Genomic DNA, 25,687 nt, shown 5'->3' with positions numbered 1-25,687 from the left:
TAGACGGCAATCGACTTTCGGCCGGGGATAGCGGAAGCCGCGCCTCCGTGCTTGGAAAAACTTAGTAAGGTCAAAGATTTAGCCAGAGTTTTTGCTCGCGCCAACAATCTGCGGCCCCTCAGACAAGAGAAAAGACGGTCCGTGGCTCAATCGTCATCGCCAATCTCAGGTGTCGCAGAACGCTACGCGGGTTCGCTGTTCGAACTTGCGCTGCAGTCGAATTCGGTGGCCAAGGTCGAGGCCGACCTCAACAGTTTCGCCAAGATGCTGGATGACAGCGCCGACCTGACGCGCCTCATCAACAGCCCGGTGTTCTCCAGCGAGGACCAGGCCAAGGCAATCGCGTCGATCGCCGACAAAGCCGGCATCACCGGCCTGACCGGCAATTTTCTGCGCGTCGTCGCCCGCAACCGCCGGCTCTTCGCGGTGCCCGGCATGATCAAGGCTTTTCGCAAGATCGCCGCCGAACAGCGCGGTGAGACATCAGCCGAGGTCACTTCGGCGCATGAACTGACGGCTGCCCAGCAGACCGAACTCAAGGCCGCGCTGAAAGGCGTCGCCGGCAAGGACGTGGTCATCACTGTTACCGTCGATCCGTCGCTGCTCGGCGGGCTGGTGGTCAAGATGGGCTCGCGCCAGATCGATACGTCGCTCAAAACCAAACTCAATTCGCTCAAGCTTGCACTGAAAGAGGTCGGCTGATGGACATCCGCGCCGCGGAAATTTCCGCAATTCTCAAAGACCAGATCAAGAATTTCGGCAAGGAGGCCGAGGTCTCCGAAGTCGGCCAGGTGCTGTCCGTCGGTGACGGTATCGCTCGCGTCTACGGCCTCGACAATGTCCAGGCCGGCGAAATGGTCGAGTTCCCCGGCGGCATCCGCGGCATGGCGCTCAACCTCGAAGCCGACAATGTCGGCGTCGTCATCTTCGGCGCCGACCGCGACATCAAGGAAGGCGACATCGTCAAGCGCACCGGCGCCATCGTCGATACGCCTGTCGGCATGGGCCTGCTCGGCCGCGTCGTCGACGCGCTCGGCAATCCGATCGACGGCAAGGGCCCGATCAAGGCGACCGAACGCAAGCGCGTCGACGTCAAGGCGCCAGGCATCATCCCGCGCAAGTCGGTCAACGAGCCGATGTCGACCGGCCTCAAGGCCATCGATGCGCTGATCCCCGTTGGCCGCGGCCAGCGCGAGCTGGTCATCGGCGATCGCCAGACCGGCAAGACCGCGATCATCCTCGACACGATGCTCAACCAGAAGGCCGTGCACGACAACGGGCCGGAAAAGGAAAAGCTCTACTGCGTCTACGTCGCCATCGGGCAGAAGCGCTCGACGGTCGCGCAGTTCGTGAAGGTTCTTGAAGAGCGCGGCGCCCTTGAATATTCGATCATCGTCGCCGCCACAGCTTCCGATCCGGCGCCGATGCAGTTCCTGGCGCCGTTCACCGGCGCCACCATGGGCGAATATTTCCGCGACAACGGCATGCATGCGCTGATCAGCTATGACGATCTGTCGAAGCAGGCCGTCGCCTATCGCCAGATGTCGCTCTTGCTGCGCCGCCCGCCGGGCCGCGAAGCCTATCCGGGCGACGTGTTCTACCTGCATTCGCGCCTGCTCGAGCGCGCCGCCAAGCTCAACGACGATCTGGGCGGCGGTTCGCTGACCGCGCTGCCGATCATCGAGACGCAGGCCAACGACGTGTCGGCCTACATCCCGACCAACGTGATCTCGATCACCGACGGCCAGATCTTCCTCGAAACCAACCTGTTCTTCCAGGGCATCCGTCCGGCGGTCAACGTCGGCCTGTCGGTGTCGCGCGTCGGTTCGTCGGCGCAAATCAAGGCGATGAAGCAGGTCGCCGGCTCGATCAAGGGCGAGCTCGCGCAGTACCGCGAAATGGCTGCGTTCGCGCAGTTCGGCTCCGATCTCGACGCCGCCACGCAGCGCCTGCTCAACCGCGGCTCGCGCCTGACCGAACTGTTGAAGCAGCCGCAGTTCTCGCCGCTCAAGGTCGAGGAGCAGGTCACGGTGATCTTCGCCGGCGTCAACGGCTATCTCGACAAGCTGGCGCTGAACCAGGTCGGCAAGTTCGAGCACGGCCTGCTCAGCCATATGCGCTCGGCCGGCAAGGACGTGCTGGACGGCATCCGCAAGGAAAAGGCGCTGTCGGACGATCTGCGCGCCAAGCTGAAGGCCGAGATCGACGCCTTCGCCAAGACCTTCGCTTGAGAAGAAGCCGGACGCTCGGGATCAGGTTTGAAGCATGCCTTCATTAAAAGACCTTCGTAACCGTATCGCCTCGGTCAAGGCGACGCAGAAGATCACCAAGGCGATGCAGATGGTCGCCGCGGCGAAGCTGCGTCGCGCGCAGGAAGCAGCGGAGGCGGCGCGTCCCTATTCCGAGCGGATGGGTGCGGTGCTGGCCAATATCACGCAGGCGATCGGCGGCGGCGGCGATGCCCCGGCGCTGATGACCGGCACCGGCAAGGACGATGTGCATCTGCTCGTCGTCTGCACGGCCGAGCGCGGCCTGTGCGGCGGCTTCAACTCGCAGATCGCACGTCTGGCCCGCGACCATATCCGCCGGCTTCTGGCCGACGGCAAGCAGGTCAAGATCATCTGCGTCGGCAAGAAGGGTTTCGACATTCTGCGCCGAGACTATGCCTCGCTGATTATCGACCGCGTCGACCTACGCGATGTCAAGAAGCTCGGCTTCGTCAATGCCGATGCGATCGCCCGTAAGATCATCCATCTGTTCGGCGAAGGCGGCTTCGATATCTGCACGCTGTTTTATTCGCAGTTCAAGTCGGTGATCAGCCAGATTCCGACCGCGCAGCAGATCATTCCTGCCGGCGTGGCTTCGGCTCCCGCCGAAGCGACCGCCGGTGGCAATGCCGTCTACGAATACGAGCCGGAGCCGGGCGAGATCCTCACCGACCTCATTCCGCGCAACATCTCGGTCCAGGTCTTCCGCGCGCTGCTCGAAAACGCAGCCGGCGAGATGGGCGCCAAAATGAGCGCCATGGACAATGCAACGCGCAATGCCGGCGACATGATCAACAAACTGTCGATCACCTATAACCGCCAGCGGCAGGCGCAGATCACCAAGGAACTGATCGAAATCATTTCGGGCGCCGAAGCGCTCTAGGCGCGACCGCCAGGAGGTCATCGACCTTCTGATGGAGCGTGAGAAACAAAGGACGAGAAGGGTAAAGACGATGGCGAAAGCAGCGACCCCCGCGAAGACGGCCCCCAAAGCGGCCGCAAAGGCTCCGGCAGCAGCGGCGAAGGCCGCTCCGGCCAAGAAGGCGGCCGCGCCCGCCAAGGCCGCGGCCCCGGCAGCGAAGACGACGAGCGTTGCCGTCAAGAGGACCGGCGCCATCGGCAAGGTTCGCCAGGTCATCGGCGCCGTCGTCGACGTGCAGTTCGGCGATCATCTGCCGGCCATTTTGAACGCCATCGAAACCTCCAATGTCGGCAACCGCCTGGTGCTCGAAGTTGCCCAGCATCTGGGCGAAAACACCGTGCGCTGCATCGCCATGGATTCCACCGAAGGCCTGGTTCGCGGCCAGGACGTCTATGACACCGGCGCGCCGATCACCGTTCCGGTCGGCCCGGGCATGCTCGGCCGCATCATCAACGTCATCGGCGAGCCGGTCGACGAAGAAGGCCCGGTCGACGGCATCGAGATGCGCGCCATCCACCAGCCGGCGCCTACCTATGTCGAACAGTCGACGGAAGCGCAGATCCTGATCACCGGCATCAAGGTGCTCGACCTTCTGGCGCCCTACGCCCGCGGAGGCAAGATCGGCCTGTTCGGCGGCGCCGGCGTCGGCAAGACGGTTCTGATCCAGGAGCTGATCAACAACGTCGCCAAGGCGCATGGCGGCTTCTCGGTCTTCGCCGGCGTCGGCGAGCGCACCCGCGAGGGCAACGATCTTTATCACGAGTTCATCGAGTCCGGCGTCAACAAGAAGGGCGGCGGCGAAGGCTCCAAGGCGGCACTGGTCTATGGCCAGATGAACGAGCCGCCGGGCGCGCGTGCCCGCGTCGGCCTGACCGGCCTGACGGTCGCCGAATATTTCCGCGACCAGGGCCAGGACGTGCTGTTCTTCGTCGACAACATCTTCCGCTTCACGCAGGCCGGTTCTGAAGTGTCGGCGCTGCTCGGCCGTATTCCTTCGGCCGTGGGTTACCAGCCAACGCTGGCCACCGACATGGGTGCGCTGCAGGAACGCATCACCACAACGACCAAGGGTTCGATCACTTCGGTGCAGGCGATCTACGTGCCGGCCGACGATTTGACCGACCCGGCGCCTGCGACCTCGTTCGCCCACCTGGACGCGACGACCGTGCTCAACCGCGCGATCTCGGAAAAGGGCATCTACCCCGCCGTCGATCCGCTCGACTCGACCTCGCGCATGCTCGATCCGCTGGTCGTCGGCGAGGAGCACTATGCCGTCGCCCGCCAGGTGCAGTCGATCCTCCAGCGCTACAAGTCGCTGCAGGACATTATCGCCATCCTTGGCATGGATGAGCTGTCGGAAGAGGACAAGCAGACGGTGGCCCGCGCCCGCAAGATCGAGCGCTTCCTGTCGCAGCCGTTCTTCGTCGCCGAAGTGTTTACGGGTGCGCCGGGCAAGCTGGTCGACCTCGCCGACACAATCAAGGGCTTCAAGGGCCTCTGCAACGGCGACTACGATCACCTGCCGGAAGCCGCCTTCTACATGGTCGGCGGCATCGACGAAGCGGTCGAGAAGGCTCAGCGCCTGGCGGCTGAAGCAGCGTAATCAAGGCAATAGGGAGTAGTCAGTAGTCAGTAGTGAATAGCGGCCGGGTGATCAGGACAGCTGTCCTCTCCCTACTCCCTACTCACTATTCCCTACTCACTAAATTGACATGGCTGAAGCTTTCAAGTTCGAACTGGTCTCGCCGGAGCGCCTCCTGGTTTCCGAGCAGGTCGAGTCCGTCGTCATTCCAGGCGCCGAAGGTGAAATGACAGTCATGGCGCACCATGCGCCAGTCATGACCACGATCAAGCCGGGCGTCGTCACGCTGAAGACCGCCGGCGGCAAGGAAGAACGCTATGTGGTGTTCGGCGGCTTTGCCGACATCGTCCCTGCCGGCTGCACGCTGCTCGCCGAATCGGCGGTCGCCGTCGGCGATATCGACCGCGCCGATCTCGCCCGCCGCATCCAGGAAGCCAAGGAAGACGCCGCCGACGCCAAGGACGACCAGAGCCGCAGCAAGGCGGAGCAGTTCCTTAGCCAGCTTACCACGCTCGAAGGCGCGCTGCTGCCGGCGTAAGCCGCAGAATGACTTGAAGAAAAGGCCGGGCTCAGCCCGGCTTTTTTGTTGCGGCCGCCATCCTGGATCGTCTCGCATAGGCGCAGGGCCTTGGCGGGATTTCAGGGCGGGCAGCCAGCATGATCAGATCGGGTGGCGGCATGCCGGCTGCCAGTCAGGGCGAGATGAGCTTGTATTAGGCGATGGCGCCGGCGGAACCGCGATTTGGCTGCGGCGGTACAGTCGGATCGGGGCTTGCCCCTGCTTTCTGGTTGTTCGACAGTCCGGCTGTCTATCGATTTGGGGTGGCCGATGACGGAACAGACAACGCAACCGGAAGCGGCCTCGCGATCCCGGTGGACGACGGCGCTGATCGCGGCCTTTGGCGGTCCGTTCGGCGGGTTCCTTTGGATCGGCGCCGGCCGGCCGGCGGTTGCCAGCCTGGTGGTGATCAGCGCCATAAGCATTGCGCTGACATATGTGGGATTCCCGGTTCTGCCGGGGGTCGATCTCGCCTGGCTGGTGGATCTCTCCAGTTTAGGTCTCATGGTCCTGTGGGTAGCGCTCGTCGTGCCTTTCGCGTCACGATACAGACCGAACCGGTGGTATTCACACGGCCTTTCGGTGCTGCTGTTGGCCGTGCTGACCTCCTACGGAGCCGCGTTAGCGATCCGCACATTCCTCTTCCAGCCGTTTTCGACCCCGGCAGGCAGCATGACACCAACGCTGGAACTCGGCGACTATTTCTTCGTCTCGAAGTTTGCCTATGGTTACAGCCGCTACAGTGTTCCTCTTGGGCTGCTGCCCTTCGAAGGCCGGATCTTTGCCGCCGAGCCGAAGCGCGGAGATATTGTGGTGTTCAAATTTCCAGCGGATCCGAGCATCGACTACGTCAAGCGGGTCGTTGGACTGCCGGGCGACAAAATCCAGATGGTCGACGGAATCCTTCGCATCAATGGTGTGGCGGTCAAACTCGAGGATGTTGGTCCGTACAGCTCCGAGGACTCTCCCCAAAGCGCCAGACTGCAACGTGAAACCCTCCCCAACGGCGTTTCCTATTCCGTCATCAGTCTTACGGACAATTCAATAACCGACAACACGCGGGTGTTCGACGTGCCCGAAGGCCACTATTTCGTGCTTGGCGACAACAGGGATAATTCCTCCGATAGCCGGCTCAGTGTCGGCTTCGTTCCTGCCGAAAACCTGGTCGGTAAGGCAGTGCGACTGTTCTGGAATTCGCAAGGCACGGAGTATTCGTCGCGGCAGAGGCTGGACGCTCCGGCGGGACAATAGGCTTGAAATGGGCGGTTCCGGACCAGCTTCAGCCTACGTTTGTCGGCTCCGGTATGCCGAGCGCTGAGAGCGCAAGCACGATCCCGCCTTGCAGGATATGCTCGCGATGAGCGGCGACCAGTTCGATCAGCGTCTGCCGCTCGGGCTTGCCGCTGGCGAAGCCGGCCCAGTCGAACACCGCCGCTACTCGTTCCAGCATCCGTCGTTCGTCGAGCGCCGCCAGCGGCGCGTCGAGCGGATCGGTAAAGTGGGCTTCCGGCAGGTCCTTGCCGCGCGCCTCGCAGGCGGCGATCCAGGCGGCGATCACCAGCGTCAGATGCTCCGGGACCAGGCCGGCCTGGATGCACTCGATGGCGGTAGCGACAATGCGCTGCGGCAATTTCTGGCTGCCGTCATTGGCGATCTGCGCGGTGCGGTGGGCCAGCGCGGTGTTGGAGAAACGTTCGGCAAGTTCGGCCGTATAGGCTGACGTGTCGAGCCCGGCATCCCCAGGCAATGTCGGGATGGCCTCGGCCCAGAGCCGGTCGACGAACGCGCGGATCGCGGGATCCGCGAAGGCGCGGTCGACGGTGACGTGGCCGCTGAGCAGGCCGATATAGGCGATGCCCGAATGGGCGCCGTTGAGCAGCCGAAGCTTCATGTCCTCGAATGGCCGGACATCCTCGACCATGGTGACGCCGAATTTCTCCCAGGCCGGGCGGCCGGCTGGAAACCTGTTTTCGATCACCCATTGCCGGAACGGTTCGGTCATCACCGGCCAGGCGTCCTCGAGGCCGAGTTCGACCGCGATGCGCGCCCGGTCGGCATCGGTGGTTGCCGGCACGATGCGGTCGACCATGCTCGATGGGAATGCAACGTCATCGGCTATATGACCGGCGAGGGCAGCGTCGCCTGAAGCAGCAGCGCCGGCATCGCGCAGTTTTGCAAACCCGACCAGCAGCCGGTGCAGCGTGGCGCCATTGGCCGGCAGGTTGTCGCAGCAAAGCACGGTGAAGGGCGGCGTGCCGGCGGCCCGGCGTCGCACCAGCGCTTCCGCCAGGAATCCATGCGCTGTCCTGGGAGATCCGGGATTGCCCAGATCGTGGACGATATCGGGATGGTTTTCGTCGAGGCTGCCGTCGGCGGCCCTGAGATAGGCCTTTTCGGTGATGGTCAGGGTGACGATGCGGGTGCGCGGGTCGGTCAGCGCGGCCAGCACCGCGCCGGGGTCTTCCGGCGCGACCAGCATCGACTGGATCGAGCCGATAATGTGCAGCGCTTCGCCATCGCTGCCGCGCACCGCCAGCGTGTAGAGCCCGTCCTGTGGCGTCAGCGCATCGCGCGTGTCGGGGCTGCGCAGCGAGACGCCGACAATGCCCCAGCCGGTCTCGCCGGCCGCTAGGCAGTCATCGACATAGGCGGCCTGATGGGCACGGTGGAAGGCTCCAACGCCGAGATGGACGATGCCTGGGGCGACACTGGCGCGATCATAGGGGGGGACCGCGACCGAGGCCGGCAAGGATTGCACTGTTGCGTTGGAAAGGCGTCTGCTGGTCATGGCGCGGCTTGTCGCTGGATGGTGTGCGGGGCGGGATCTGCTAGCGGCGTAACATCCGCTCTTCCGCCGCACAATGACCTGACGCCGGTTAAAAGTCATCATACAACAATCCAGTTTTTGTATGTTGACATTATTTCTTTCCAATCCTACCGATATCGCCCCTGGGAGGAACGACGTGGCGGGAATGACCGATCCGGATCTGCTTTTTGCCGCCGAAGGGCGCGCGCTGTCGATCGCGCGCGATCTCCATGCCGGCATCAAGGACCTGCCGATCATCAGCCCGCACGGCCACACCGATCCGCGTTGGTATGCGCTCAACGAGCCATTCCCCGATCCCGCGCAATTGCTGGTGGTGCCCGACCACTACATTTTCCGTATGCTGTTCAGCCAGGGCGTGCGGCTGGAAGATCTCGGCGTCCCGACCCTCGACGGCTCGCCGGTCGAGACCGATCCCAGGGCGATCTGGCGGCGCTTCGCCGAGCACTATTACCTCTTCCGCGGCACGCCGACGCGGTTGTGGCTCGACCATGTGCTCGAGCATCTGTTCGGCATCGAAGAGCCGCTCAACGCCAGCACCGCTAGCCGCCATTACGACACCATCGCGGCGCTTTTGCAGCGCGACGATTATCGCCCACGCGCGCTGTTCGAGCGCTTCAACATCGAGGTCATCGCGACGACCGAGGGCGCACTCGACGATCTCCAATGGCACAAGACGATCCGCGACAGCGGCTGGCAGGGCCGCGTCGTCACTGCCTACAGGCCGGATGCCGTCGTCGATCCCGACTTCGAAGGATTTTCTGCCAATCTCGATCGCCTGGGCGAGATCGCCGGCTGCGACACCGGCACATGGGCCGGCTATCTCGACGCGCATCGCCAGCGCCGCGCCTTCTTCAAAAGCTTCGGCGCAACCTCGTCGGACCACGGCCATCCGACGGCCGAGACCGCCAATCTTTCCGATGCGGCGGCGGAAGAGCTGTTCAACCGCATCCGCCGCGGCTCGGACGACGAGCGCGAGCGCAAGCTGTTTCGCGCCCAGATGCTGACCGAAATGGCCAAGATGAGCCGCGACGACGGGCTGGTCATGCAGATCCATCCCGGCTCCTGGCGCAACCACTCGCCTGGTGTTTTCCAAAAATTCGGCCGCGACAAAGGCTTCGATATTCCGACCCGCACCGACTATGCCGCGGCGCTCAAACCCTTGCTCGACTGCGTCGGGCTGGAGCGCGACCTCTCCATCATCCTGTTCACGCTCGACGAGACCAGCTACGCGCGCGAACTGGCGCCGCTGGCCGGCGTCTATCCGGCGTTGAAGCTCGGGCCGGCCTGGTGGTTCCACGACAGTCCGGAAGGCATGCGCCGGTTCCGCGAGATGACCACCGAGACCGCCGGCTTCTACAACACCGTCGGCTTCAACGACGACACCCGTGCCTTTCCGTCGATTCCCGCCCGTCACGATGTGGCGCGCCGGGTTGACTGCGCCTTTCTCGCCCGTCTCGTCGCCGAGCACCGGCTGCGTGAGGACGAGGCGCATGAGCTGGCGCGGGAGCTTGCCTACACGCTTGCCAAGAAGGCGTACCGGCTGTGAGCCGGGCGCGTGGAATTTTAAAAGGGAGGAAGACAGTCATGTTGCATTTTTCAAAACTGATGGCAGCCACATTCGCCTTCGGCTCGCTGATGATCGGCGTTGCCGGCGCCCAGACCGTACTGCGCTCGGCCGACACCCATCCGGACGGGTATCCGACCGTCGAGGCGGTCAAATATCTCGGCGAGCTCATCAAGGAGCGCACCGCCGGCCGCTATTCGGTCGAGGTCTATCATTCGGCGCAGCTCGGCGAGGAAAAAGACACGATCGAGCAGACGCAGACCGGTGTCATCGATCTGAACCGCGTCTCGATGGGTCCGTTCAACGGCATCGTGCCGGAAACCGCGGTGCCGTCGCTGCCCTACATGTTCCGTTCGGTCGAGCACATGCGCCATGTCATGGACGGGCCGATCGGCGACGAGATCCTCAAGGCCTTCGAGACGCATGATCTGGTCGGCCTTGCCTTCTACGATTCCGGCGCCCGTTCCTTCTACAACACCAAGAAGGACATCACCTCGATCGCCGATCTGAAAGGCATGAAGTTCCGCGTCATCCAGTCCGACGTGTTCGTCGACATGGTCAACGCGCTTGGCGCAAACGCCACGCCGATGGCCTATGGCGAGGTCTATTCGGCGCTCGAAACCGGCGTCATCGACGGCGCCGAGAACAACTGGCCCAGCTTCGAATCCGCCAAGCACTACGAAGTCGCCAAGCACTATACCGTCGACCAGCACCAGATCGTGCCGGAAGTGCTGGTGATGTCGAAATCGAGCTGGGACAGACTGACGCCGGAAGACCAGGCGATCGTCAAGCAGGCGGCCAAGGATAGCGTCGTCAAGATGCGCGAATTGTGGGACGCGCAGGAGAAGAAGTCGCGAGAGATCGTCGAGAAGGCCGGCGTCAAGGTCAGCGAGATCGACAAGCAGCCGCTGATCGATGCGATGAAGCCGGTCTACGACAAGTATCTGAAGACGCCGGAGCTCAAGGACCTCGCGACGCGCATCCAGGCGACCAAGTGATTTTCTGGCGGGGCGGCATGGCGCCGCCCCGCCAATCGCTTTTAGGGGACGGAAAGACCGGGAGGATCGGATGACTGCGGGAACGGCCAGGAGCGGAGCGCCACCGCGCTTCAGCGCGGTGCTTTCGAAGATTTGCGACGGTGCGCTCTATCTCGCGGGCATCGGGATGGTCGCCATGACCGCGCTTGTTGCCTACCAGGTGTTTTCCCGCTTCGTGCTCAACGCGTCACCGAGCTGGACCGAAGTCACCGCCATCATGCTGATGAACTGGTTCATCTTCCTGGGCGCTGCCGTCGGCGTGCGCGAGAATTACCATATGGGCTTCGACGTGCTGCTCTATATCCTGCCCAAGGGCAGCAAATGGGCGCTGCGCACCCTGTCCGACCTGATCGCGTTCGGCTTCGGCTTCGGCATGGTCTGGTACGGCTGCAAGCTGGTCGGGCTGACCTGGCACACTGTCATCCCGGCGCTCGAACTTCCCGGCGGTTTCGACTATCTGCCGCTGGTTGCCGGCGGCTTTCTGATCTGCCTGTTCTCGGCCGAACGCATCGCGCTGCGCTGGTCCGGCGCCGACATCGACAAGGATATCAATCTCGAAGAAGTGCCGGAAATGCCGGCCGTGCAGGAGGCCTAGATGGAACTCTGGATCCTGTTTGGCGTCTTCACGCTTTTGATGTTTGCCGGCACGCCGATCGCCTTTTGCCTGGGTGCGGCGTCCTTCGCCACCGTGCTTTATCTCGGCCTGCCGCCCCTGGTGGTGTTCCAGCAATTGAAGTCGGGCATGTCGGCGTTCTCGCTGATGGCGATCCCGTTCTTCATCTTTGCCGGCGACCTGATGGTGCGCGGCGGCATCGCGCAGCGCATCGTTTCCTTTGCCGGCTCGCTGGTCGGTCATGTCCGCGGTGGGCTCGGTCAGGTCAACATCATCGCCGCGACGTTGTTCGGCGGCATTTCCGGCTCGGCGGTGGCGGAAGCCGCTGCCGTCGGCGGGCTGATGATCCCGCAGATGAAAGCGCGCGGCTACGGAGCCGACTATGCCGTCAACGTCACCTCGATGGCGGCGCTGATCGCGCTGCTTCTGCCGCCGTCGCAGAACATGATCATCTATTCGATCGCCGGCGGCGGCAAGATTTCGATCGCCGACCTGTTCACCGCCGGTATCCTGCCGGGTCTGCTGTTCGCCGCTTCGCTGATGGTCACCGCCTATTTCGTCGCCCGCAGCCGCGGCTACCCGGTCGAGGCTTTTCCCGGCTTCTCGCGTGTCGGCCAGCTGGCGGTCATCGCCATCCCCGGACTTCTGCTCATCGGGATCATCTTCGGCGGCGTTCGCTCGGGCATTTTCACGGCGACGGAAAGCTCCTGCATCGCCATCATCTACGCTTTGCTGGTCACCGTCTTCGTCTACCGGTCGATGGCCTGGGGCGATTTCGTCCATGCCACAAAGGGCGCGGTGCGCACGACCTCAATGGTGCTGCTGATCATCGGCACGGCGGCCTCGTTCAGCTGGCTGATGGCCTATCTCAAAGTGCCGGTGTTGCTGATCGCAGGCATGAACGCCATCTCCACCGATCCGCTGGTGGTGCTGCTTCTGCTCAACGTCTTGATGCTGCTGCTCGGCACCTTCATGGACATGGGGCCGATGATCATCATCTGCACGCCGATCTTCCTGCCGCTGGTCACCCATTACGGCGTCGACCCCGTGCATTTCGGCGTCATCACCATCCTCAATCTCGGCATTGGCCTCAACACGCCACCGGTCGGCACGGTGCAGTTCGTCGCCTGTGCCGTCGGCAAGATTACGGTCTGGGAAGCGATGCGCTCGATCTGGCCGTTCTATGGCGCGGGCATCGTGGTTCTGGGGCTGGTGACCTATATTCCGGCGATTTCGCTCCGGTTGCCGAGCGTGTTCAAATAGGCGTCTTCAAACAGGGGTGCGATATGGCATCGGATAGCGCTGTTGATCTCAGGGTCGAGAGAAAACCCAAACTGTCGGAGACCGTCGTTGCGGCGATCCGCAAGCAGTTGCAGGCGGGCGAGATCCTGCCCGGCCACAAATTGCCGACCGAGGGCCAGCTGACCGAGACCTTCGGCGTCAGCCGCACCGTCATCCGCGAAGCGCTGGCCAAGCTCGCCGCCGACGGGCTGGTCGAGGCGCGCCAGGGCGCAGGCGTGTTCGTCACCGAGCACATCTCAACGATGTTCGGCGCGCTCGCCGCCGACATGGGCAGCAAGGATTCCATCGCGCTCAATGTGCTCGAAGTGCGCCTGGCCGTCGAAATCGAATCGGCCGGGCTCGCCGCCATTCGCCGCAACGCCGCGCAGGAAGCAGCGATCCAGGAAGCGTTCTTCGAATTCGAACGGCTGCTTCTCAACAGCGAGCCGACCGGTCCGGCCGATCTCGCCTTCCACCGGGCAATCGCCAGCGCCACCAACAACCCGTTCTATGTCGAGATGCTCGATGTGCTCGGACGCCGCGCCATTCCCTGCGACGTGACCTCGCCCTGGTCGACGGAACTTGTGCAATCCGACAGCTATCAGCGCGGGCTGCAGCGCGAGCATCTGGTGATCCTGAATGCGATCACGTCAGGCGACGCCGAAGCCGCGCGCGAGGCGATGCGCACCCATCTCACCGCCAGCCAGCAGCGCTACCGCGAGCGCCTGCACGCCCGCCAGGTCTTTTATGCCGACTCGGTCAGGGCGACGGCATCCGAATAACCATTTCAGCCGGAGCAGTAATGTCTCAAAGTCACCCGCATACCGATTTCACCTCGCGTTTCGCCATCGACCCGGTTGCCGCGGCTTCTATGGGCACCGACGAACTGCGGCACAACTTCCATATTGACGACCTGTTCCAGCCGGGACGCGTCAGCCTGACCTATGCCCATTATGACCGCATGATCGTCGGCGGCGCCGTGCCGGAAGGGACAGCGCTGCCGCTGGAAGCGATCAAGCCAACGGGGACCAGGAATTTTCTCGACCGCCGCGAGCTGATCATCGTCAACATCGGCAGCGCCGGCTCGGTGACGGCAGATGGCGACACCCACCAGTTGCAGGCGCGCGACATGCTCTATCTAGGCATGGGCAGCACCGACGTGGCGTTCGCGTCGGCCGACAAGGCAGCGCCGGCCAAATTCTATCTGCTCAGCGCCCCGGCGCATCACGCCTATCCGAACCGGCTGATCCGCATCGGCGACGCCAAGCGGCTCGACCTCGGCAGCAAGGAAACCTGCAATGAGCGCTCGATCTTCCAGTTCATCCATGCCGATGGCGTCAAGACCTGCCAGCTGGTCGTCGGCATGACGCAGCTGGCGCCGGGCTCGGTGTGGAACACCATGCCTTGCCATGTGCATGACCGGCGCATGGAGGCCTATCTCTATTTCGACCTGCCGGAGACGGCGCGCGTCTTCCATTTCATGGGCGAGCCGGACGAAACCCGCCACATCGTCATGGCCAATGAGGAGGCAGTGCTGTCGCCCGGCTGGTCGATCCATTCAGGGGCAGGCACCTCGAATTATTCCTTCATCTGGGCGATGGCCGGCGACAATGTCGACTACACCGATGTCGACCCGGTGCCGCTGGGCGAACTGCGTTGAGCGGCCCTTCCTCCTTCAGCCTGGCCGGCAAGCGCGTCCTGGTCACCGGCGCAAACACCGGCATCGGCCAGGGCATCGCGGTCTCGATCGCGCGCGCCGGCGGCACCGTCATCGGTGTCGGCCGCTCGGCGATGGACGACACGGAAAGACAAGTCGCGGAAGCCGGCGGCCAGTTCGAGACTGTGCGGTGCGATCTCGCCGATCATGTTGCCGCCAAGGCCATGCTCGACCAGGTGTGGGAGAAGACCGGCCCGATCGACGGGCTGGTCAACAATGCCGGCATCATCCGCCGCGCCGATGCGGTCGATTTCTCGGAAACCGACTGGGACGACGTCGTCGACGTCAATCTGAAGACGCTGTTCTTTCTCAGCCAGGGTTTTGCCAGGCGCGTGCTGACCGACCCGAGGCGGCGCGGCAAGATCGTCAACATCGCCTCGGTGCTGAGTTTCCAGGGCGGCATCCGCGTCGCGTCCTATACCGCGTCGAAACATGGCGCGCTCGGCATAACCCGGCTGCTTGCCTGCGAATGGGCGGCAAAAGGCATCAACGTCAACGCCATTGCGCCCGGCTATATCGAAACCAACAACACCGAGGCGTTGCGCGCCGATCCCGACCGCAGTGCTGCCATCCTGGCGCGCATTCCGGCGGGACGTTGGGGCGGGCCGGAAGACATAGGCGATGCCGCCGTGTTCCTGCTGGCGCCAGCGTCCGACTATATGCATGGCGCGGTGGTTCCCGTGGACGGCGGCTGGCTGGCGCGATGAGGAGATGGTCATGATTGAAGCCAAGATTTTCGCACAGCCCGGCGAGAGCGCCTGGACGCCGACGCCGGACGGCAACAGACGCCGCGTTCTCGTCTCCACCGATGAGCTGATGATGGTCGAGTTCGGCTTCGACAAGGGCGGCGTCGGCGCACTGCATTCGCACCCGCATGTCCAGGCCAGCTATGTCGCCGAAGGTCGCTTCGAGGTGACCATCGACGGCCGCACCGCGACCATCGAGACCGGCGGCAGCTTCATCGTGCCGTCCAATCTGGTGCACGGCGTCAAGGCGCTGGAGGCCGGGCGCCTGGTCGACAGCTTTACCCCGCACCGCGCCGATTTCCTGGCCTGAACCTTTTTCGGCAATTCAAGAAACAGGAAACCCGCGCCTCCTGGGGAGGCGCGGGCTGTTGCCTGTGCGCTCGTGGCGCAGCGGTACTCGAAACATCGCCGCAGGGTTGGACGGTGCCGCAACATGGTGAAGATAGGTTTAACGATGCCAATCAGGTCGATCGCCGGTGGGGTGTTGCTGCTGCTTGTTGTGGTCACGCAGGGGCTGCGCTAATCGTTCTGGCCACGCCGCTGCTTCGGGCGGCCGATCGCAAAAACATCAGTGATGCAGATATCGACGACAAGCGTGCCGACGCACGATCCCAAACGGCGCGTCCTCAAGGACGTGTTCGGCTTCGACGATTTCCGTCCCGGACAGGCCGCGGTGATGGAGGCGCTGCTTGGCGGCCGCCATGTGCTGGCCGTCATGCCAACGGGTGCCGGCAAATCGCTGTGCTACCAGGTTCCGGCGCTGGTCAAGGGTGGGCTGACCATTGTCGTTTCGCCGCTGGTGGCGCTGATGCAGGATCAGGTCGCGGCACTGCGCCTCGCCGGCGTCGCCGCCGATACGATCAATTCCTCGATCGACCGTGATGCCAATGTCGCGGCATGGCGCCGCGTCGCGTCGGGCCAGACGCGGCTGCTCTACCTCGCGCCGGAACGGCTGATGACCGAGCGGATGCTGGATGCGCTTGCCAGGCTCGATGTCAGCCTGATCGCCATCGACGAGGCGCATTGCATTTCGCAGTGGGGGCCGGCGTTCCGGCGCGAATATGAAGACCTGTCGCAGCTGCGTGGCATCTTTCCCGACGTACCGATCATTGCGGTGACGGCGACGGCGGACGAGACGACGCGGGCAGACATCGAGAGACGGCTGTTTGGCGGGCGTGTCGAAACGCAGGTGCTTGGCTTCGACCGGCCCAACATCAAGCTTGCCATCGAGCCCAAGCAGGACAGCAAGCGGCAGTTGCTCAACTTCATCGAGCGCCATCAGGGGCGCAGCGGCATCGTCTACTGCCTGTCGCGCAAGAAGACCGAAGAGATGGCGGCATTCCTCGAAAAGAACGGCGTGACCGCGCTCGCCTATCACGCCGGGATGAGCAAGGAGGCGCGTGATGCCAACCAGAACGCCTTCATGACCCTGTCGGGCGTCGTCATGGTGGCGACCATCGCCTTCGGCATGGGGATCGACAAGCCTGATGTCGCCTATGTCTTCCACACCGACCTGCCGGGCAGCCTCGAAGCCTATTACCAGGAAATCGGCCGCGCCGGTCGCGACGGCCGGGCGGCGGAGGCGCATATGCTTTACGGCCTTGGCGACATCCGCATGCGCCGCATGTTCATCGACGACGAGGACGCCGCTGTCGAACACAAGCGCCGCTCGCATGGCCGGCTCGATACGCTGATCGGCTATTGCGAGACGGCCGAGTGCCGCCGCCAGGTGCTGCTCGGTTATTTCGGTGAAGAGGCGGTCCCTTGCGGCAATTGCGACAATTGCCTGGAACAGGCGCCGCGCGCCGACGGCACCGCCGAGGCGCGCCTCATCCTGGCGGCGGTGGCGCAGAGCGGCGAGCGCTTCGGCGCCGGCCATGTCATCGACATCCTGATCGGCCACGAGACTGAAAAGATCGCGGCAAGGGGGCATCACAGGCTGGCAGCCTTCGGCAATGGCGCCGCGCACAAGAAGGATTTTTGGCAATCTATGATTCGCCAGCTGGTCGCGAACGGTTTCCTGATGCCGGACCCGGCCGGCCATGGCGGGTTGGCCATCGCGGACAAGGGCCACGCACTCGGCCGGGGCGAGGTGCCGTTCCAGTATCGGGTCGAGATGCGCACGCGCGCCGCGCGCCGCGCGGCTCGTGCCGGGCAGAGCCCCCAGAGCGAAAATGTAGATGCGTCGCTGCTCGCGACGCTGAAGACGCTGCGGCTGCGTCTGGCCAAGGAACGCCAGGTGCCGGCCTATGTGGTGTTTTCGGATCGTACACTGATCGACATGGCCGAGCGTCGTCCGCAAGACCTCGACGATTTTGCCGGGGTCAACGGCGTAGGTGCGGCCAAGCTCAAGGAGTTCGGCGCGATTTTTGTCAGCGCCATTGCCGCGCACCTTTCCGAGACGCCAGGCTGAAAGGGGTTTTGCTGGACCAAAGCCCGATCCGGCATCAGTACGCCTTCAACTTGCCCGCCCGCTTATCCTTTCATTTTGGCGCTACCCTGCCGTAGGGGAATGGCCTTCCAAATTGTATGGAACCGTGACGACAACACACATTCCTGAATCTATGCGGTCGATTCTTCGGATGTAGCCGTGACTATGGAAACCCGCTGTTGCGCGCGGATGGCGGTTTTCTCGGCCTTGGAGACGCTACGTTGGCAGCCGCTATCCCTGACCCGAATGGTATGATTCAGACCATCTTTGTTGTTGAAAACCCGCTTTCGACGGGAGTATAAAACTCGAGGTTACCATTGCTTTTCGTATAGAGGCTGTGGTGGAAACGTGGGTCCAATCCGCAAAGCATTGCCTTGCGTGGAAGTGGTCGAAGCCGGCGGCGAATGGTCCGTTCCTGTGGCCAAGGAAGACCAGGAAATTACCCGATCATTCGTGATTGAACCGTTTGCGCTGTCCTATGCTGAGGGCCAGCGGATACGCCTGCTTCTCGACAAAGTTCGTTCGTCTGTAGAGAGGCTAAGCCCGATGAAAGACCGGTGGGAACCTGACCACCAGTTCATTGAAAGCGCCCGCCGTAGCCAGCTCCGAGCGGAGAGCCAACTGGACTCCCTGCAATCGACCATCGCCGAAACGCGACGCGTCCTAGAGGCTTCACGGAAGCTCTTGGAAAAGATTGCCGAGCGGGAACACCATACCCAGCCATAGGGAATGGCCGGTGCAGGTTGGGCATGCTTGTGGGGCTTCACCGCACCGGCCACTGCGGGAAGATATGAGGCCCCCCGCGCCGCCTAAGATATAGGCATATTAGCAATCGCGCAATTAACCCTATTGCGCTACCCAGCCGTAGAGGCAAGGAAATCGGAGAAGTTGGTGCCGGTTAACCGCCAGCACGCGAGCAAGTCATTCTGAAAGCATGAAAAACGCGATTTTGCTCGTGCCAATTGAGCGTCTGAAATCTAGTTCCTGCTGCCGATTATCCCTAAGTTAACTGAAATACTTATATTCCCGAAGGGTTGCGAATCAGTCGATTGTCAAGCGCATGCCATGGAGCAAGCAAGGGATCGATCTGAGCAGAAGGGCCGCAGCGGTCGAAGCGCGCTGGGAAATCCGAGCGGCTTCGGCAATTGTCCGCTCTGGCTCGCCCGCTACAACTCGACTCGCGCAGTGTGGACGGGCGCTTCAGCCTTTAAGGGCAAGGTGATCAAGGCGATCGGATCGCCGCCTCAGGCGGCTTCGCGTTCGGCCTGCGCAGTCAGGTCCGGCTCCCGGCGGCTGTACTGCCGCGGCGAACAGCCCATGACGCGCTTGAATGCCGTGCTGAAGGCGCTTTCGGATTCGTAGCCGAGCGCCAGCGCGATGACGGAAACCGGATCGCCGGAATGCATCAGCCTGTCGCCGGCCAGCATCATGCGCCAGCGCGTCAGATAATCCAGGGGTGAGGCCCCGACCGTCTGCTTGAATCTGAGCGCAAAAGTCGATCGCGACATGCCCGCGCGCTCCGCCAGTTGCTGCAATGTCCAGCCATGCGCCGGGTCCTCGTGCATGGCGCCGATCGCCGCGCCGATCTGCCTGTCGGTAAGTGCGAACAGCCAGCCGACATTGCCTTGCGCGGTCATATGCAGGCGCAAGGCCTCGATCAGGATCATGTGGGCGAGGTGCTCGACGATGAGAAAGCCGCCGGGACGCCGCTGGCGCAATTCCTGCATCATCCGCTCCACCGGCCAGCGAAGCGCCGAATGGTCGCTCTCGCCGCGGATGTGGACGATGGGCGGCAGCATCCGCAAGAGGATGCCGGCATGGTCGCCGGACAGCGTGAAGCGACTGCTGACCAGGAGGAAATCGCCGCCGCCATTATGGACGGTGATGCCGCCGGTCCGCGCCGGTGAAAAGATCGTTCGCGCATCGACCGTCGGCAGGCCGAGATCGCTGGCAAGGCGGAAAGGCCGGCCGCGCGGCAACAGGAAGCAGTCGCCCACGTCCAGCCGCACCGCGTCAGGGACGCCCTCGACCGACAGCCAGCACCGGCCGGACACCACGGCGCCGCATTTGATGGCGGCCTGCTGGTCAGGAAACTGGATCGCCCAGTCGCCACCGGTTTCCAGCCCAGCCGACAGGTAATTGCGCGGCTTCAGTAGCGACAGCACGTCTGACAGCGGATCCATGAGCGTTCTCGGACGATTGCGAAGATATCTCGGATTTTACAGTATAGATCGTATGATCTCAAACTTCTATCTCCTTCGCAACGGGCTGCCTTTACGGCGTTCGACAAAAACCAAGGAGAAATGATCATGCGTGTGTTCGTTACGGGCGCCACCGGTTTTGTCGGTTCGGCGGTTGTGCGGGAATTGCTCGGGGCGGGCCATCAGGTGCTTGGCCTCGCACGGTCGGGAGCAGGTGCGAAGTCGATCGTGGCAGCGGGTGCCGAGGTGCATCGCGGCGATATCGAGGATTTCGACAGCCTGCGCAGCGGCGCTGCCCAATCGGATGGCGTCATCCACACGGCCTTCAACCACGACTTTTCGAGATTCGCCGCCAGTTGCGCAGTTGACCAGCGCGCCATCGAAACGCTCGGCGCGGCGCTCGAGGGTTCCGAGCGGCCGCTGCTTGTCACCTCCGGCCTCGCCGGTTTTGCGCAGGGAAGGCCGGCAACCGAAGACGACAAACCCGCGCCGCCGTCGGCCTCCATGCCGCGCGCTTCGGAGGCAACGGCCGTGGCGTTCGCAGCGCGCGGGGTGCGCGCATCGACGGTGCGGCTGGCGCCGACGGTCCATGGCGAGGGCGATCACGGTTTCGTGCCGATGCTGATTGCCATTGCGCGTGAAAAGGGCGTCTCGGCCTATGTTGGCGACGGCGCAAATCGCTGGGCGGCGGTGCACCGGTTCGACGCCGCCACCCTGTACAGGCTGGCGCTGGAGAAGGGGGCGGGCGGCGTCAGCTATCATGCGGTTGCCGAACAGGGCGTGGCGAGCAAAGAGATCGCCGAGATCATCGGCCGCCGGCTCGGCCTGCCGGTCGTTTCCATAGGCCCCGAGGACGCGGCTGCGCATTTCGGCTTTCTCGGGCATTTCATCGGCAGGGACTTGTCGGCGTCAAGTGAGCAGACCCGCACTGCGCTGGGATGGCAGCCGACCGGGCCGGGGCTCATCGCCGATCTCGATCGTGCCCGCTATTTCGAGGCCTGATCAGGCCGGCCAGTCGCGTTGCATTGCACGACCGACAGCCTGGCGATCAGCGGCAGTGCCAGCAAAACGGCCAGACGCAGCCCGCCGAGCGGGCAGCACCGTCGTGCTGCTGGAACCGCCGCCACATCTGTATGGCGGCAAGCAGAACGAACACGGCGTAGGCCGCCCGCAGCCCGGACGACCTGCTCGCCCGTCGCCGGAAAGCCGGCGAAGGCATGGCCTCGTCATGGCAGACCTACCTTGTTACGGGGATGCGCGCGCGATTCCCGCGCCTAGTTAGAGATCGCCCTTCCTCACCTTGCCGTAAACGATATTCCGGTTCGAGCCATAGTAGACTTTCGCGTCGAAAGGACTCCCGCCGAGGGCGGCATTGATGATGTCCCACATATCGTCGGCCGAACGTAGGATGAGCGGCCAATCCATGAAAGTCTCCATGTAACCATCCGTCGTTATCTCGTCGCTGAAATTGGCAAACAGGAATTCGCCACCGGGCTTGACGAGTTCCATGGCTCTTTGAAGCAGGCGGACGCCGATGGCACGCGGCAGGTAATCGTAAAGCCCCGATGCGTAGACGAGATCGAATGTGCCAAGGGCGTAGGCGCGGCGCAGGATGCCGCGTACGGAACCCTGGACTGCCTCGACTGCCGTGCCGGCAAAGTCGTGGTTCACCGTGGCTACGCTGACGGGGTCCTGATCCAGGCCGATCCAACGTTGCAGTTTATGCCTGGCCAACGCATCGGAGCGTTCGGCTTCCCTGAGGTGGCCGCAGGCAATCGCCAGCACCTCAGCCTTTTCCACACTGCTGGCCGTCTCGTCCACGGTCCTGGCCAGAATATCCCGCCGCTCGCGCCCCGCCACCGAACTGGCAGCTTCACTGGTGTACGCATAAATTTGCCGACCAAGTAAGGTCGACGAGGCCACGATCTCGTCGGCGATCGGATGCTTGTAGTAAATATCCAGCAGGCCTGCATCGCCTGAATACCCGCGCGGTTTTTCGACCGACCACCGCGTGAACGGGTCTTGGAGCAAATATTCCGCGACCCGATGCTGCTGAGCCAAAGGAACGAGTTTCTGCCAGACCGCGGGAGCAACCTGCCGGCGGAGCTTGTGGAGTCGCCCCGCCAAACGATGGACGACGGGGGCGGCCGGTTTGTTTCGCGCAAAGGCTTGATGAGCAAGGTCCAGTATCAGGGCGAGCTGGGCCGTGCTGTCCCTCAACTCGTCGGAGTCAGCCGCCTCTTCGGAGGTCGCAACATGTTTCTTCATCAGCCTGGTGGTGACCAGGCTGTATTGGTCGAGCTGCAGTTTTGGCTTGATAGGCATGCCGTTTACTCTCCGGTTTACCGCCCCGGTCCCCGGCCAGCAGCATAGGTGCGCAGCCAACCAATGCTAACAATTTTAATAAAATTTTAGTAAAATTTTAATCGACGGAACGGCCATCAATCCTGCAAACTGGCTAAATCCGAACGGCCCGTTTACCCTCGGTTAGCGACATCTGACTTTTCCTGCGGACAGGGGCGTCTTCATTCCCCGACCGCAGGCGACGTCGGCTGTTGCATTCGCTACTGCAGATCGCGGAGGAGCGTTGCGATGCAACTGAGCGAGGACGTTGCCCAGAAGGTGGCGGCAGCGATTGGACGTCCGCGGTGGCATTCCGCCGATCCGGAACTGCTGGCACTGTTCCTGCAGAAGGATGCCGATGAGAATCGCAGTCTTGTGCGATGGGGTATTGCGGCTGCTGTATTCAGCTATGTGGCCTATGGCCTTTTCGATTGGTTTCTCTTTCCGGATGTCGCCGGCCGGCTTGTTTTGACGCGCGTTACGCTAGGGATCACTTCCCTGGCGCTTGTCGAATTTGTCGCCCGACGGGGCTTTGCCCTTGCCACCTTGCACCTTGTAGCAGCGCTGGCGATTGTCTCCGGTGCCCTTGGGTGGCTCGTCTCCGCTGTTGGAACAGAGCATCAGGATGCCCTCTCCCATTTCATGGTTTTTGGCACAGTGTTCATCCTGGGTGCGAATCTGTTCTTCAACTTCCGTTTTTGGCTTTCAGCCCTTGCCTCCGCGACGGTCGCCGCAAGCTTTGTGTACGCCGCGATGTTCTCCCTTCAGGCCGACATCGCCGGCCGCATCGTGCTGTCGGCCTATTTCGTGAACTGCCTCGTCTTGTCGCTTTATCTTTCGTGGCGGCTGAGCCTGGAGCGTTACCAGACCTTCCTGCACGCGCTTCGGGCACAATTCCAGGAGCAGGCTGCTATCAAGAAGGGGCAAAAGCTAACCGAAATCGCCGACACCGATCCGCTCACGGGAATGAAGAACCGCAGGGCGATCATTCGAGAATTCTCGGAGCTGCGCGAAGACTGGGCCGCGGACGACGACGAGATAGGGCTCATTCTGATCGACGTCGACTACTTCAAAAGGTTCAATGACGGACTTGGTCATCAGGCCGGCGACGATTGCCTGATCAAACTCGCCCATGTCCTCTCCGAGATGGCGGCTGCCAACAACGCCATCGCGGCCCGCTATGGCGGAGAAGAATTCGTCATTCTCTGTAAGGTCACCGGGCGGGCTCACCTTCATGAGATAACGAAGAAATTCTGTCGCGCTGTAGAGGATTTGGATATCTACCACCCTGATCGGGGCGACAAGCTCAACATCGTAACGATCAGTGCCGGGGCGTCGTTGACGCGCGCCGATCAGAGCATAGAGCTTAGAATCCTGCTGCAGGAAGCTGACCGCGCGCTCTACGCGTCCAAGTTTGCCGGTCGGGCTACGTTCACGATTTACGACCCGCATGCCACCAGCCAGGATCGCTCCGGCGAAAATCTTTCAGAACTGCTGAAGGTGGCAGTTTCCAACCAGCTCGTTTCTGTCGCCTACCAGCCAATTCGCGAGCTGGCGTCGGGACGCGTGCTGGGCCACGAGAGTCTGATGCGGGTATGCGACTTCGACGGCACCATGATCAGTCCGTCCGTATTCATACCCGTTGCCGAGCAGACCGGAGCGATCGTGGAACTGGGTACGTGGCTGATCGATCGAGCCTGCGGTGACATGGCGGAATACGGATTGGGCTCGGTCGTGACGGTGAACGTCTCCGTTCTTCAGCTCAAGGCTCCCAACTTTTCACTCCGGATCACCGAGATTCTTGGCAGGCACGGCCTTGCGCCCCAGAAACTGGCCATCGAAATCACCGAAGGCAGTGACATCTTTCTGGAGGCGCAAGCGGTAAGAAACGTGGAGCGGTTGCGAAAACTCGGCGTTCAGATCTGGCTGGACGACTTCGGAACGGGATTTGCCGGCTTGACATGGCTCCGCCGCTTCAAATTCGACGTGGTCAAGATCGATCGCAGCTTCCTCCACGATTGCCAGACGTCTCGCGGCTTGAGCCTGTTGCGGGACATGGTCGGGCTGCTTCGCAACCTCGGCCATGTCGTGCTCGCCGAGGGCGTCGAAACGGAGGAGCAGTACATATTGCTGCAGCGCCTGGGGGTAAATTTGATGCAGGGCTTCCTCACCGGGCATCCAGTCCCGATCGAAGAGGTTAACCAAATAAGGCAAGGCCTTGTTGCCTAGCGGCAGCCTCTACGCTGGAGCTTCGGAGGGCATCCTGCTTCGTTCCGGTCCCCCCTACGCTACTTCGTAGCTTCGGGCGACACTCCTACGCCCAGATGCGGTTCCGGGTGGCCTGCCACCCGAAGCCCGCAGGGCGTAGGGTGGCGGAGAGGGAGGGATTCGAACCCCCGATGGGCTTGCACCCATGCCGCATTTCGAGTGCGGTGCATTCGACCACTCTGCCACCTCTCCGCGGTCATGGTCGGCCGTTGCCGGCGCGGCGCACTAGATAACGGCTGGGCGGGCAGGTTACAAGGCCAAATCCGCGGGGGAATTCAGCTTCCTGTGCGGGCTCTGTCTGGAGGGCTGCGCCGCGGCCACGTCGGCAGATAGGCCAACCGGTCTCGACCGGAGAGATCGGGGGCGGCAAGGAGGCGGCGTGGCCAAGGATTCCGCCCGTTTGCCTTGACTCGTACCGAACCTTCGGTTAGGGGAAGCGCGCAATCGGCGTGGAGGGTTCTTCCACGCCGCTTGTTTTTCGAACCCGCAGACTGACAAAAAGACGGCCGAACCGCGTGACGCGGCTCATCGAGGCCGACCGAACAGCGAAAGGCAAAAAATGTTCGCAGTCATTAAAACGGGCGGTAAGCAGTATCGCGTTGCCGCCAACGATCTCCTGAAGATCGAGAAGCTCGAAGCCAATGTCGGCGATATCGTCGAAATCGGCAGCGTCCTCGCCCATGGCGAAGGCGAAAATGTCACCTTCGGCGCCCCGTTCGTCGATGGCGCTCTGGTCACGGCGGAAGTCGTCGAGCAGGGCAAGAACCGCACCGTCATCGCTTTCAAGAAGCGCCGCCGGCAGAATTCGCGCCGCAAGATCGGCCACCGCCAGCTTCTGACCACCGTGCGGATCGCCGAGATCCTGCTGGGTGGCGCCAAGCCTTCCAAGAAGGCCGCAGCCAAGGTGGAAGCCAAGGAAGTCAAGGCTGACGTAGCGCCCGAGGCGAAGGCCGAGGCCGCGCCGAAGGAAGCCAAGGCGAAGAAGGAAGCCAAAGCCGAGGCTGCTCCGAAGGATGAAGCCAAGACGGAGACCGCCGTCGCCGCGCCGCTGTTCAAGGCGCCGAAGGGCGAGCCGGACGATTTGGCCGTGATCAAGGGCATCGGCCCGGTTGCCGCCGGCCAGCTGCACGAGCAGGGCATCACCACCTTCGCCCAGCTTGCCAAGCTGTCGGACAAGGACGTGGCCAAGATCGACGCGCACATGCCCTTCAGCACCGACCAGATCAACGACTGGCGCGAGCAGGCCAAGGAACTGGCGAAGAAGTAAAACGAACCGGCGACAAGGTCGCCGGATCGGACTTGAAACGGAACGCGAACGCGTTCATAAGA

22 protein-coding genes and 1 tRNA gene are annotated in these 25,687 nt (G+C 62.8%); 19 read left to right on the top strand and 4 right to left on the bottom strand.

Annotated elements, in window-relative coordinates:
- Nucleotides 1-141 precede the first annotated feature (141 nt).
- The 6 genes from NKI05_RS17460 to lepB all read left to right on the top strand — a co-directional run bounded on the left by NKI05_RS17460 (nt 142) and on the right by lepB (nt 6,581).
- On the top strand, nt 142-702 hold the full coding sequence (locus NKI05_RS17460; protein WP_023815265.1) for a F0F1 ATP synthase subunit delta: 561 nt from the start codon (nt 142-144) through the stop codon (nt 700-702).
- On the top strand, nt 702-2,231 hold the full coding sequence (gene atpA, locus NKI05_RS17455) for a F0F1 ATP synthase subunit alpha (protein ID WP_023684101.1): 1,530 nt from the start codon (nt 702-704) through the stop codon (nt 2,229-2,231). The genes NKI05_RS17460 and atpA overlap by 1 nt, the downstream gene beginning before the upstream one ends.
- A 34-nt stretch (nt 2,232-2,265) precedes the next feature.
- Nucleotides 2,266-3,150 carry a F0F1 ATP synthase subunit gamma gene (locus NKI05_RS17450; RefSeq protein WP_023668672.1) on the top strand — a complete coding sequence of 295 codons (885 nt, stop codon included), beginning with the start codon at nt 2,266-2,268 and terminating at the stop codon, nt 3,148-3,150.
- A gap of 70 nt (nt 3,151-3,220) precedes the next feature.
- Nucleotides 3,221-4,792, top strand: a complete 1,572-nt coding sequence (gene atpD / locus NKI05_RS17445) for a F0F1 ATP synthase subunit beta (RefSeq protein WP_023704940.1) — start codon at nt 3,221-3,223, stop codon at nt 4,790-4,792.
- A gap of 109 nt (nt 4,793-4,901) precedes the next feature.
- Nucleotides 4,902-5,309: a F0F1 ATP synthase subunit epsilon gene (locus NKI05_RS17440; protein ID WP_023668674.1), complete on the top strand. Its 408-nt coding sequence runs from the start codon at nt 4,902-4,904 to the stop codon at nt 5,307-5,309.
- Nucleotides 5,310-5,834: 525 nt separating this feature from the next.
- Nucleotides 5,835-6,581, top strand: coding sequence for a signal peptidase I (gene lepB / locus NKI05_RS17435; protein ID WP_032892998.1), 747 nt, complete (start codon nt 5,835-5,837; stop codon nt 6,579-6,581).
- A 28-nt stretch (nt 6,582-6,609) separates the two neighbouring features.
- On the opposite strand, the gene NKI05_RS17430 is transcribed toward lepB, so the two are convergent.
- Nucleotides 6,610-8,118, bottom strand: coding sequence for a mannitol dehydrogenase family protein (locus NKI05_RS17430; protein ID WP_023815264.1), 1,509 nt, complete (start codon nt 8,116-8,118; stop codon nt 6,610-6,612).
- Nucleotides 8,119-8,293: 175 nt separating this feature from the next.
- On the opposite strand from NKI05_RS17430, the gene uxaC reads away from it, so the two are divergent.
- From uxaC to NKI05_RS17380, 10 genes are all read left to right on the top strand, one after another.
- The gene (uxaC, locus tag NKI05_RS17425) at nt 8,294-9,703 is read left to right on the top strand and encodes a glucuronate isomerase (RefSeq protein ID WP_031205309.1); all 1,410 of its coding nucleotides are present in this window, start codon (nt 8,294-8,296) and stop codon (nt 9,701-9,703) included.
- A gap of 38 nt (nt 9,704-9,741) precedes the next feature.
- A complete protein-coding gene (locus tag NKI05_RS17420) occupies nt 9,742-10,719 on the top strand; it encodes a TRAP transporter substrate-binding protein (RefSeq protein WP_023684104.1) in 978 nt (325 codons plus the stop codon).
- A 70-nt stretch (nt 10,720-10,789) separates the two neighbouring features.
- Nucleotides 10,790-11,353 carry a TRAP transporter small permease gene (locus NKI05_RS17415; RefSeq protein WP_023668678.1) on the top strand — a complete coding sequence of 188 codons (564 nt, stop codon included), beginning with the start codon at nt 10,790-10,792 and terminating at the stop codon, nt 11,351-11,353.
- Nucleotides 11,354-12,634 (top strand): TRAP transporter large permease, encoded by a 1,281-nt coding sequence (locus tag NKI05_RS17410; RefSeq protein ID WP_352792738.1) that lies wholly within the window; start codon nt 11,354-11,356, stop codon nt 12,632-12,634.
- A gap of 23 nt (nt 12,635-12,657) precedes the next feature.
- Nucleotides 12,658-13,434: a FadR/GntR family transcriptional regulator gene (locus tag NKI05_RS17405; RefSeq protein ID WP_023684107.1), complete on the top strand. Its 777-nt coding sequence runs from the start codon at nt 12,658-12,660 to the stop codon at nt 13,432-13,434.
- Nucleotides 13,435-13,454: 20 nt separating this feature from the next.
- Nucleotides 13,455-14,312, top strand: a complete 858-nt coding sequence (gene kduI / locus NKI05_RS17400) for a 5-dehydro-4-deoxy-D-glucuronate isomerase (RefSeq protein ID WP_023815262.1) — start codon at nt 13,455-13,457, stop codon at nt 14,310-14,312.
- Nucleotides 14,309-15,076, top strand: a complete 768-nt coding sequence (gene kduD / locus NKI05_RS17395) for a 2-dehydro-3-deoxy-D-gluconate 5-dehydrogenase KduD (protein ID WP_023704936.1) — start codon at nt 14,309-14,311, stop codon at nt 15,074-15,076. The genes kduI and kduD overlap by 4 nt, the downstream gene beginning before the upstream one ends.
- A gap of 10 nt (nt 15,077-15,086) precedes the next feature.
- Nucleotides 15,087-15,425, top strand: a complete 339-nt coding sequence (locus tag NKI05_RS17390) for a cupin domain-containing protein (protein WP_023684110.1) — start codon at nt 15,087-15,089, stop codon at nt 15,423-15,425.
- A gap of 264 nt (nt 15,426-15,689) precedes the next feature.
- The gene (gene recQ / locus NKI05_RS17385; protein WP_023815261.1) at nt 15,690-17,528 is read left to right on the top strand and encodes a DNA helicase RecQ; all 1,839 of its coding nucleotides are present in this window, start codon (nt 15,690-15,692) and stop codon (nt 17,526-17,528) included.
- A gap of 396 nt (nt 17,529-17,924) precedes the next feature.
- Entirely contained in the window at nt 17,925-18,272 is a 348-nt protein-coding gene (locus NKI05_RS17380) for a hypothetical protein (RefSeq protein ID WP_023815260.1), read from the top strand.
- 518 nt (nt 18,273-18,790) lie between these two features.
- Here the strand turns inward: NKI05_RS17380 and NKI05_RS17375 are convergent.
- Nucleotides 18,791-19,729 (bottom strand): AraC family transcriptional regulator, encoded by a 939-nt coding sequence (locus tag NKI05_RS17375; protein ID WP_023693170.1) that lies wholly within the window; start codon nt 19,727-19,729, stop codon nt 18,791-18,793.
- 126 nt (nt 19,730-19,855) lie between these two features.
- Here NKI05_RS17375 and NKI05_RS17370 point away from each other — a divergent pair, with 126 nt between their 5' ends.
- Nucleotides 19,856-20,749 (top strand): SDR family oxidoreductase, encoded by an 894-nt coding sequence (locus NKI05_RS17370; RefSeq protein WP_023815259.1) that lies wholly within the window; start codon nt 19,856-19,858, stop codon nt 20,747-20,749.
- Nucleotides 20,750-21,025: 276 nt separating this feature from the next.
- On the opposite strand, the gene NKI05_RS17365 is transcribed toward NKI05_RS17370, so the two are convergent.
- On the bottom strand, nt 21,026-22,072 hold the full coding sequence (locus NKI05_RS17365; RefSeq protein ID WP_023668687.1) for a class I SAM-dependent methyltransferase: 1,047 nt from the start codon (nt 22,070-22,072) through the stop codon (nt 21,026-21,028).
- A 267-nt stretch (nt 22,073-22,339) separates the two neighbouring features.
- Between NKI05_RS17365 and NKI05_RS17360 the strand changes: the two genes are divergently transcribed.
- The gene (locus tag NKI05_RS17360) at nt 22,340-24,319 is read left to right on the top strand and encodes a putative bifunctional diguanylate cyclase/phosphodiesterase (RefSeq protein WP_023815258.1); all 1,980 of its coding nucleotides are present in this window, start codon (nt 22,340-22,342) and stop codon (nt 24,317-24,319) included.
- Nucleotides 24,320-24,460: 141 nt separating this feature from the next.
- Here NKI05_RS17360 and NKI05_RS17355 read toward each other — a convergent pair.
- Nucleotides 24,461-24,550: transfer RNA gene (locus NKI05_RS17355), tRNA-Ser, on the bottom strand.
- A gap of 367 nt (nt 24,551-24,917) precedes the next feature.
- Here NKI05_RS17355 and NKI05_RS17350 point away from each other — a divergent pair.
- Nucleotides 24,918-25,625 (top strand): 50S ribosomal protein L21, encoded by a 708-nt coding sequence (locus tag NKI05_RS17350; RefSeq protein WP_023700236.1) that lies wholly within the window; start codon nt 24,918-24,920, stop codon nt 25,623-25,625.
- Nucleotides 25,626-25,687 lie beyond the last annotated feature (62 nt).

Origin of the sequence: Mesorhizobium sp. M0771 (assembly GCF_040320155.1) — a bacterium.
In the GTDB taxonomy this organism is placed as follows: Bacteria; Pseudomonadota; Alphaproteobacteria; order Rhizobiales; family Rhizobiaceae; genus Mesorhizobium.
This window is presented reverse-complemented; position numbering and strand designations above follow the sequence as displayed.

Coding starts and splice junctions, on each gene's coding strand:
- atpA (WP_023684101.1), top strand. CDS start 702: ATGGACATCCGCGCCGCGGAAATTTCCGCAATTCTCAAAGACCAGATC.
- NKI05_RS17450 (WP_023668672.1), top strand. CDS start 2,266: ATGCCTTCATTAAAAGACCTTCGTAACCGTATCGCCTCGGTCAAGGCG.
- atpD (WP_023704940.1), top strand. CDS start 3,221: ATGGCGAAAGCAGCGACCCCCGCGAAGACGGCCCCCAAAGCGGCCGCA.
- NKI05_RS17440 (WP_023668674.1), top strand. CDS start 4,902: ATGGCTGAAGCTTTCAAGTTCGAACTGGTCTCGCCGGAGCGCCTCCTG.
- lepB (WP_032892998.1), top strand. CDS start 5,835: ATGGTCCTGTGGGTAGCGCTCGTCGTGCCTTTCGCGTCACGATACAGA.
- NKI05_RS17430 (WP_023815264.1), bottom strand. CDS start 8,118: ATGACCAGCAGACGCCTTTCCAACGCAACAGTGCAATCCTTGCCGGCC.
- NKI05_RS17420 (WP_023684104.1), top strand. CDS start 9,742: ATGTTGCATTTTTCAAAACTGATGGCAGCCACATTCGCCTTCGGCTCG.
- NKI05_RS17415 (WP_023668678.1), top strand. CDS start 10,790: ATGACTGCGGGAACGGCCAGGAGCGGAGCGCCACCGCGCTTCAGCGCG.
- NKI05_RS17410 (WP_352792738.1), top strand. CDS start 11,354: ATGGAACTCTGGATCCTGTTTGGCGTCTTCACGCTTTTGATGTTTGCC.
- NKI05_RS17405 (WP_023684107.1), top strand. CDS start 12,658: ATGGCATCGGATAGCGCTGTTGATCTCAGGGTCGAGAGAAAACCCAAA.
- kduI (WP_023815262.1), top strand. CDS start 13,455: ATGTCTCAAAGTCACCCGCATACCGATTTCACCTCGCGTTTCGCCATC.
- NKI05_RS17390 (WP_023684110.1), top strand. CDS start 15,087: ATGATTGAAGCCAAGATTTTCGCACAGCCCGGCGAGAGCGCCTGGACG.
- recQ (WP_023815261.1), top strand. CDS start 15,690: ATGCAGATATCGACGACAAGCGTGCCGACGCACGATCCCAAACGGCGC.
- NKI05_RS17375 (WP_023693170.1), bottom strand. CDS start 19,729: ATGGATCCGCTGTCAGACGTGCTGTCGCTACTGAAGCCGCGCAATTAC.
- NKI05_RS17370 (WP_023815259.1), top strand. CDS start 19,856: ATGCGTGTGTTCGTTACGGGCGCCACCGGTTTTGTCGGTTCGGCGGTT.
- NKI05_RS17365 (WP_023668687.1), bottom strand. CDS start 22,072: ATGCCTATCAAGCCAAAACTGCAGCTCGACCAATACAGCCTGGTCACC.
- NKI05_RS17360 (WP_023815258.1), top strand. CDS start 22,340: ATGCAACTGAGCGAGGACGTTGCCCAGAAGGTGGCGGCAGCGATTGGA.
- NKI05_RS17350 (WP_023700236.1), top strand. CDS start 24,918: ATGTTCGCAGTCATTAAAACGGGCGGTAAGCAGTATCGCGTTGCCGCC.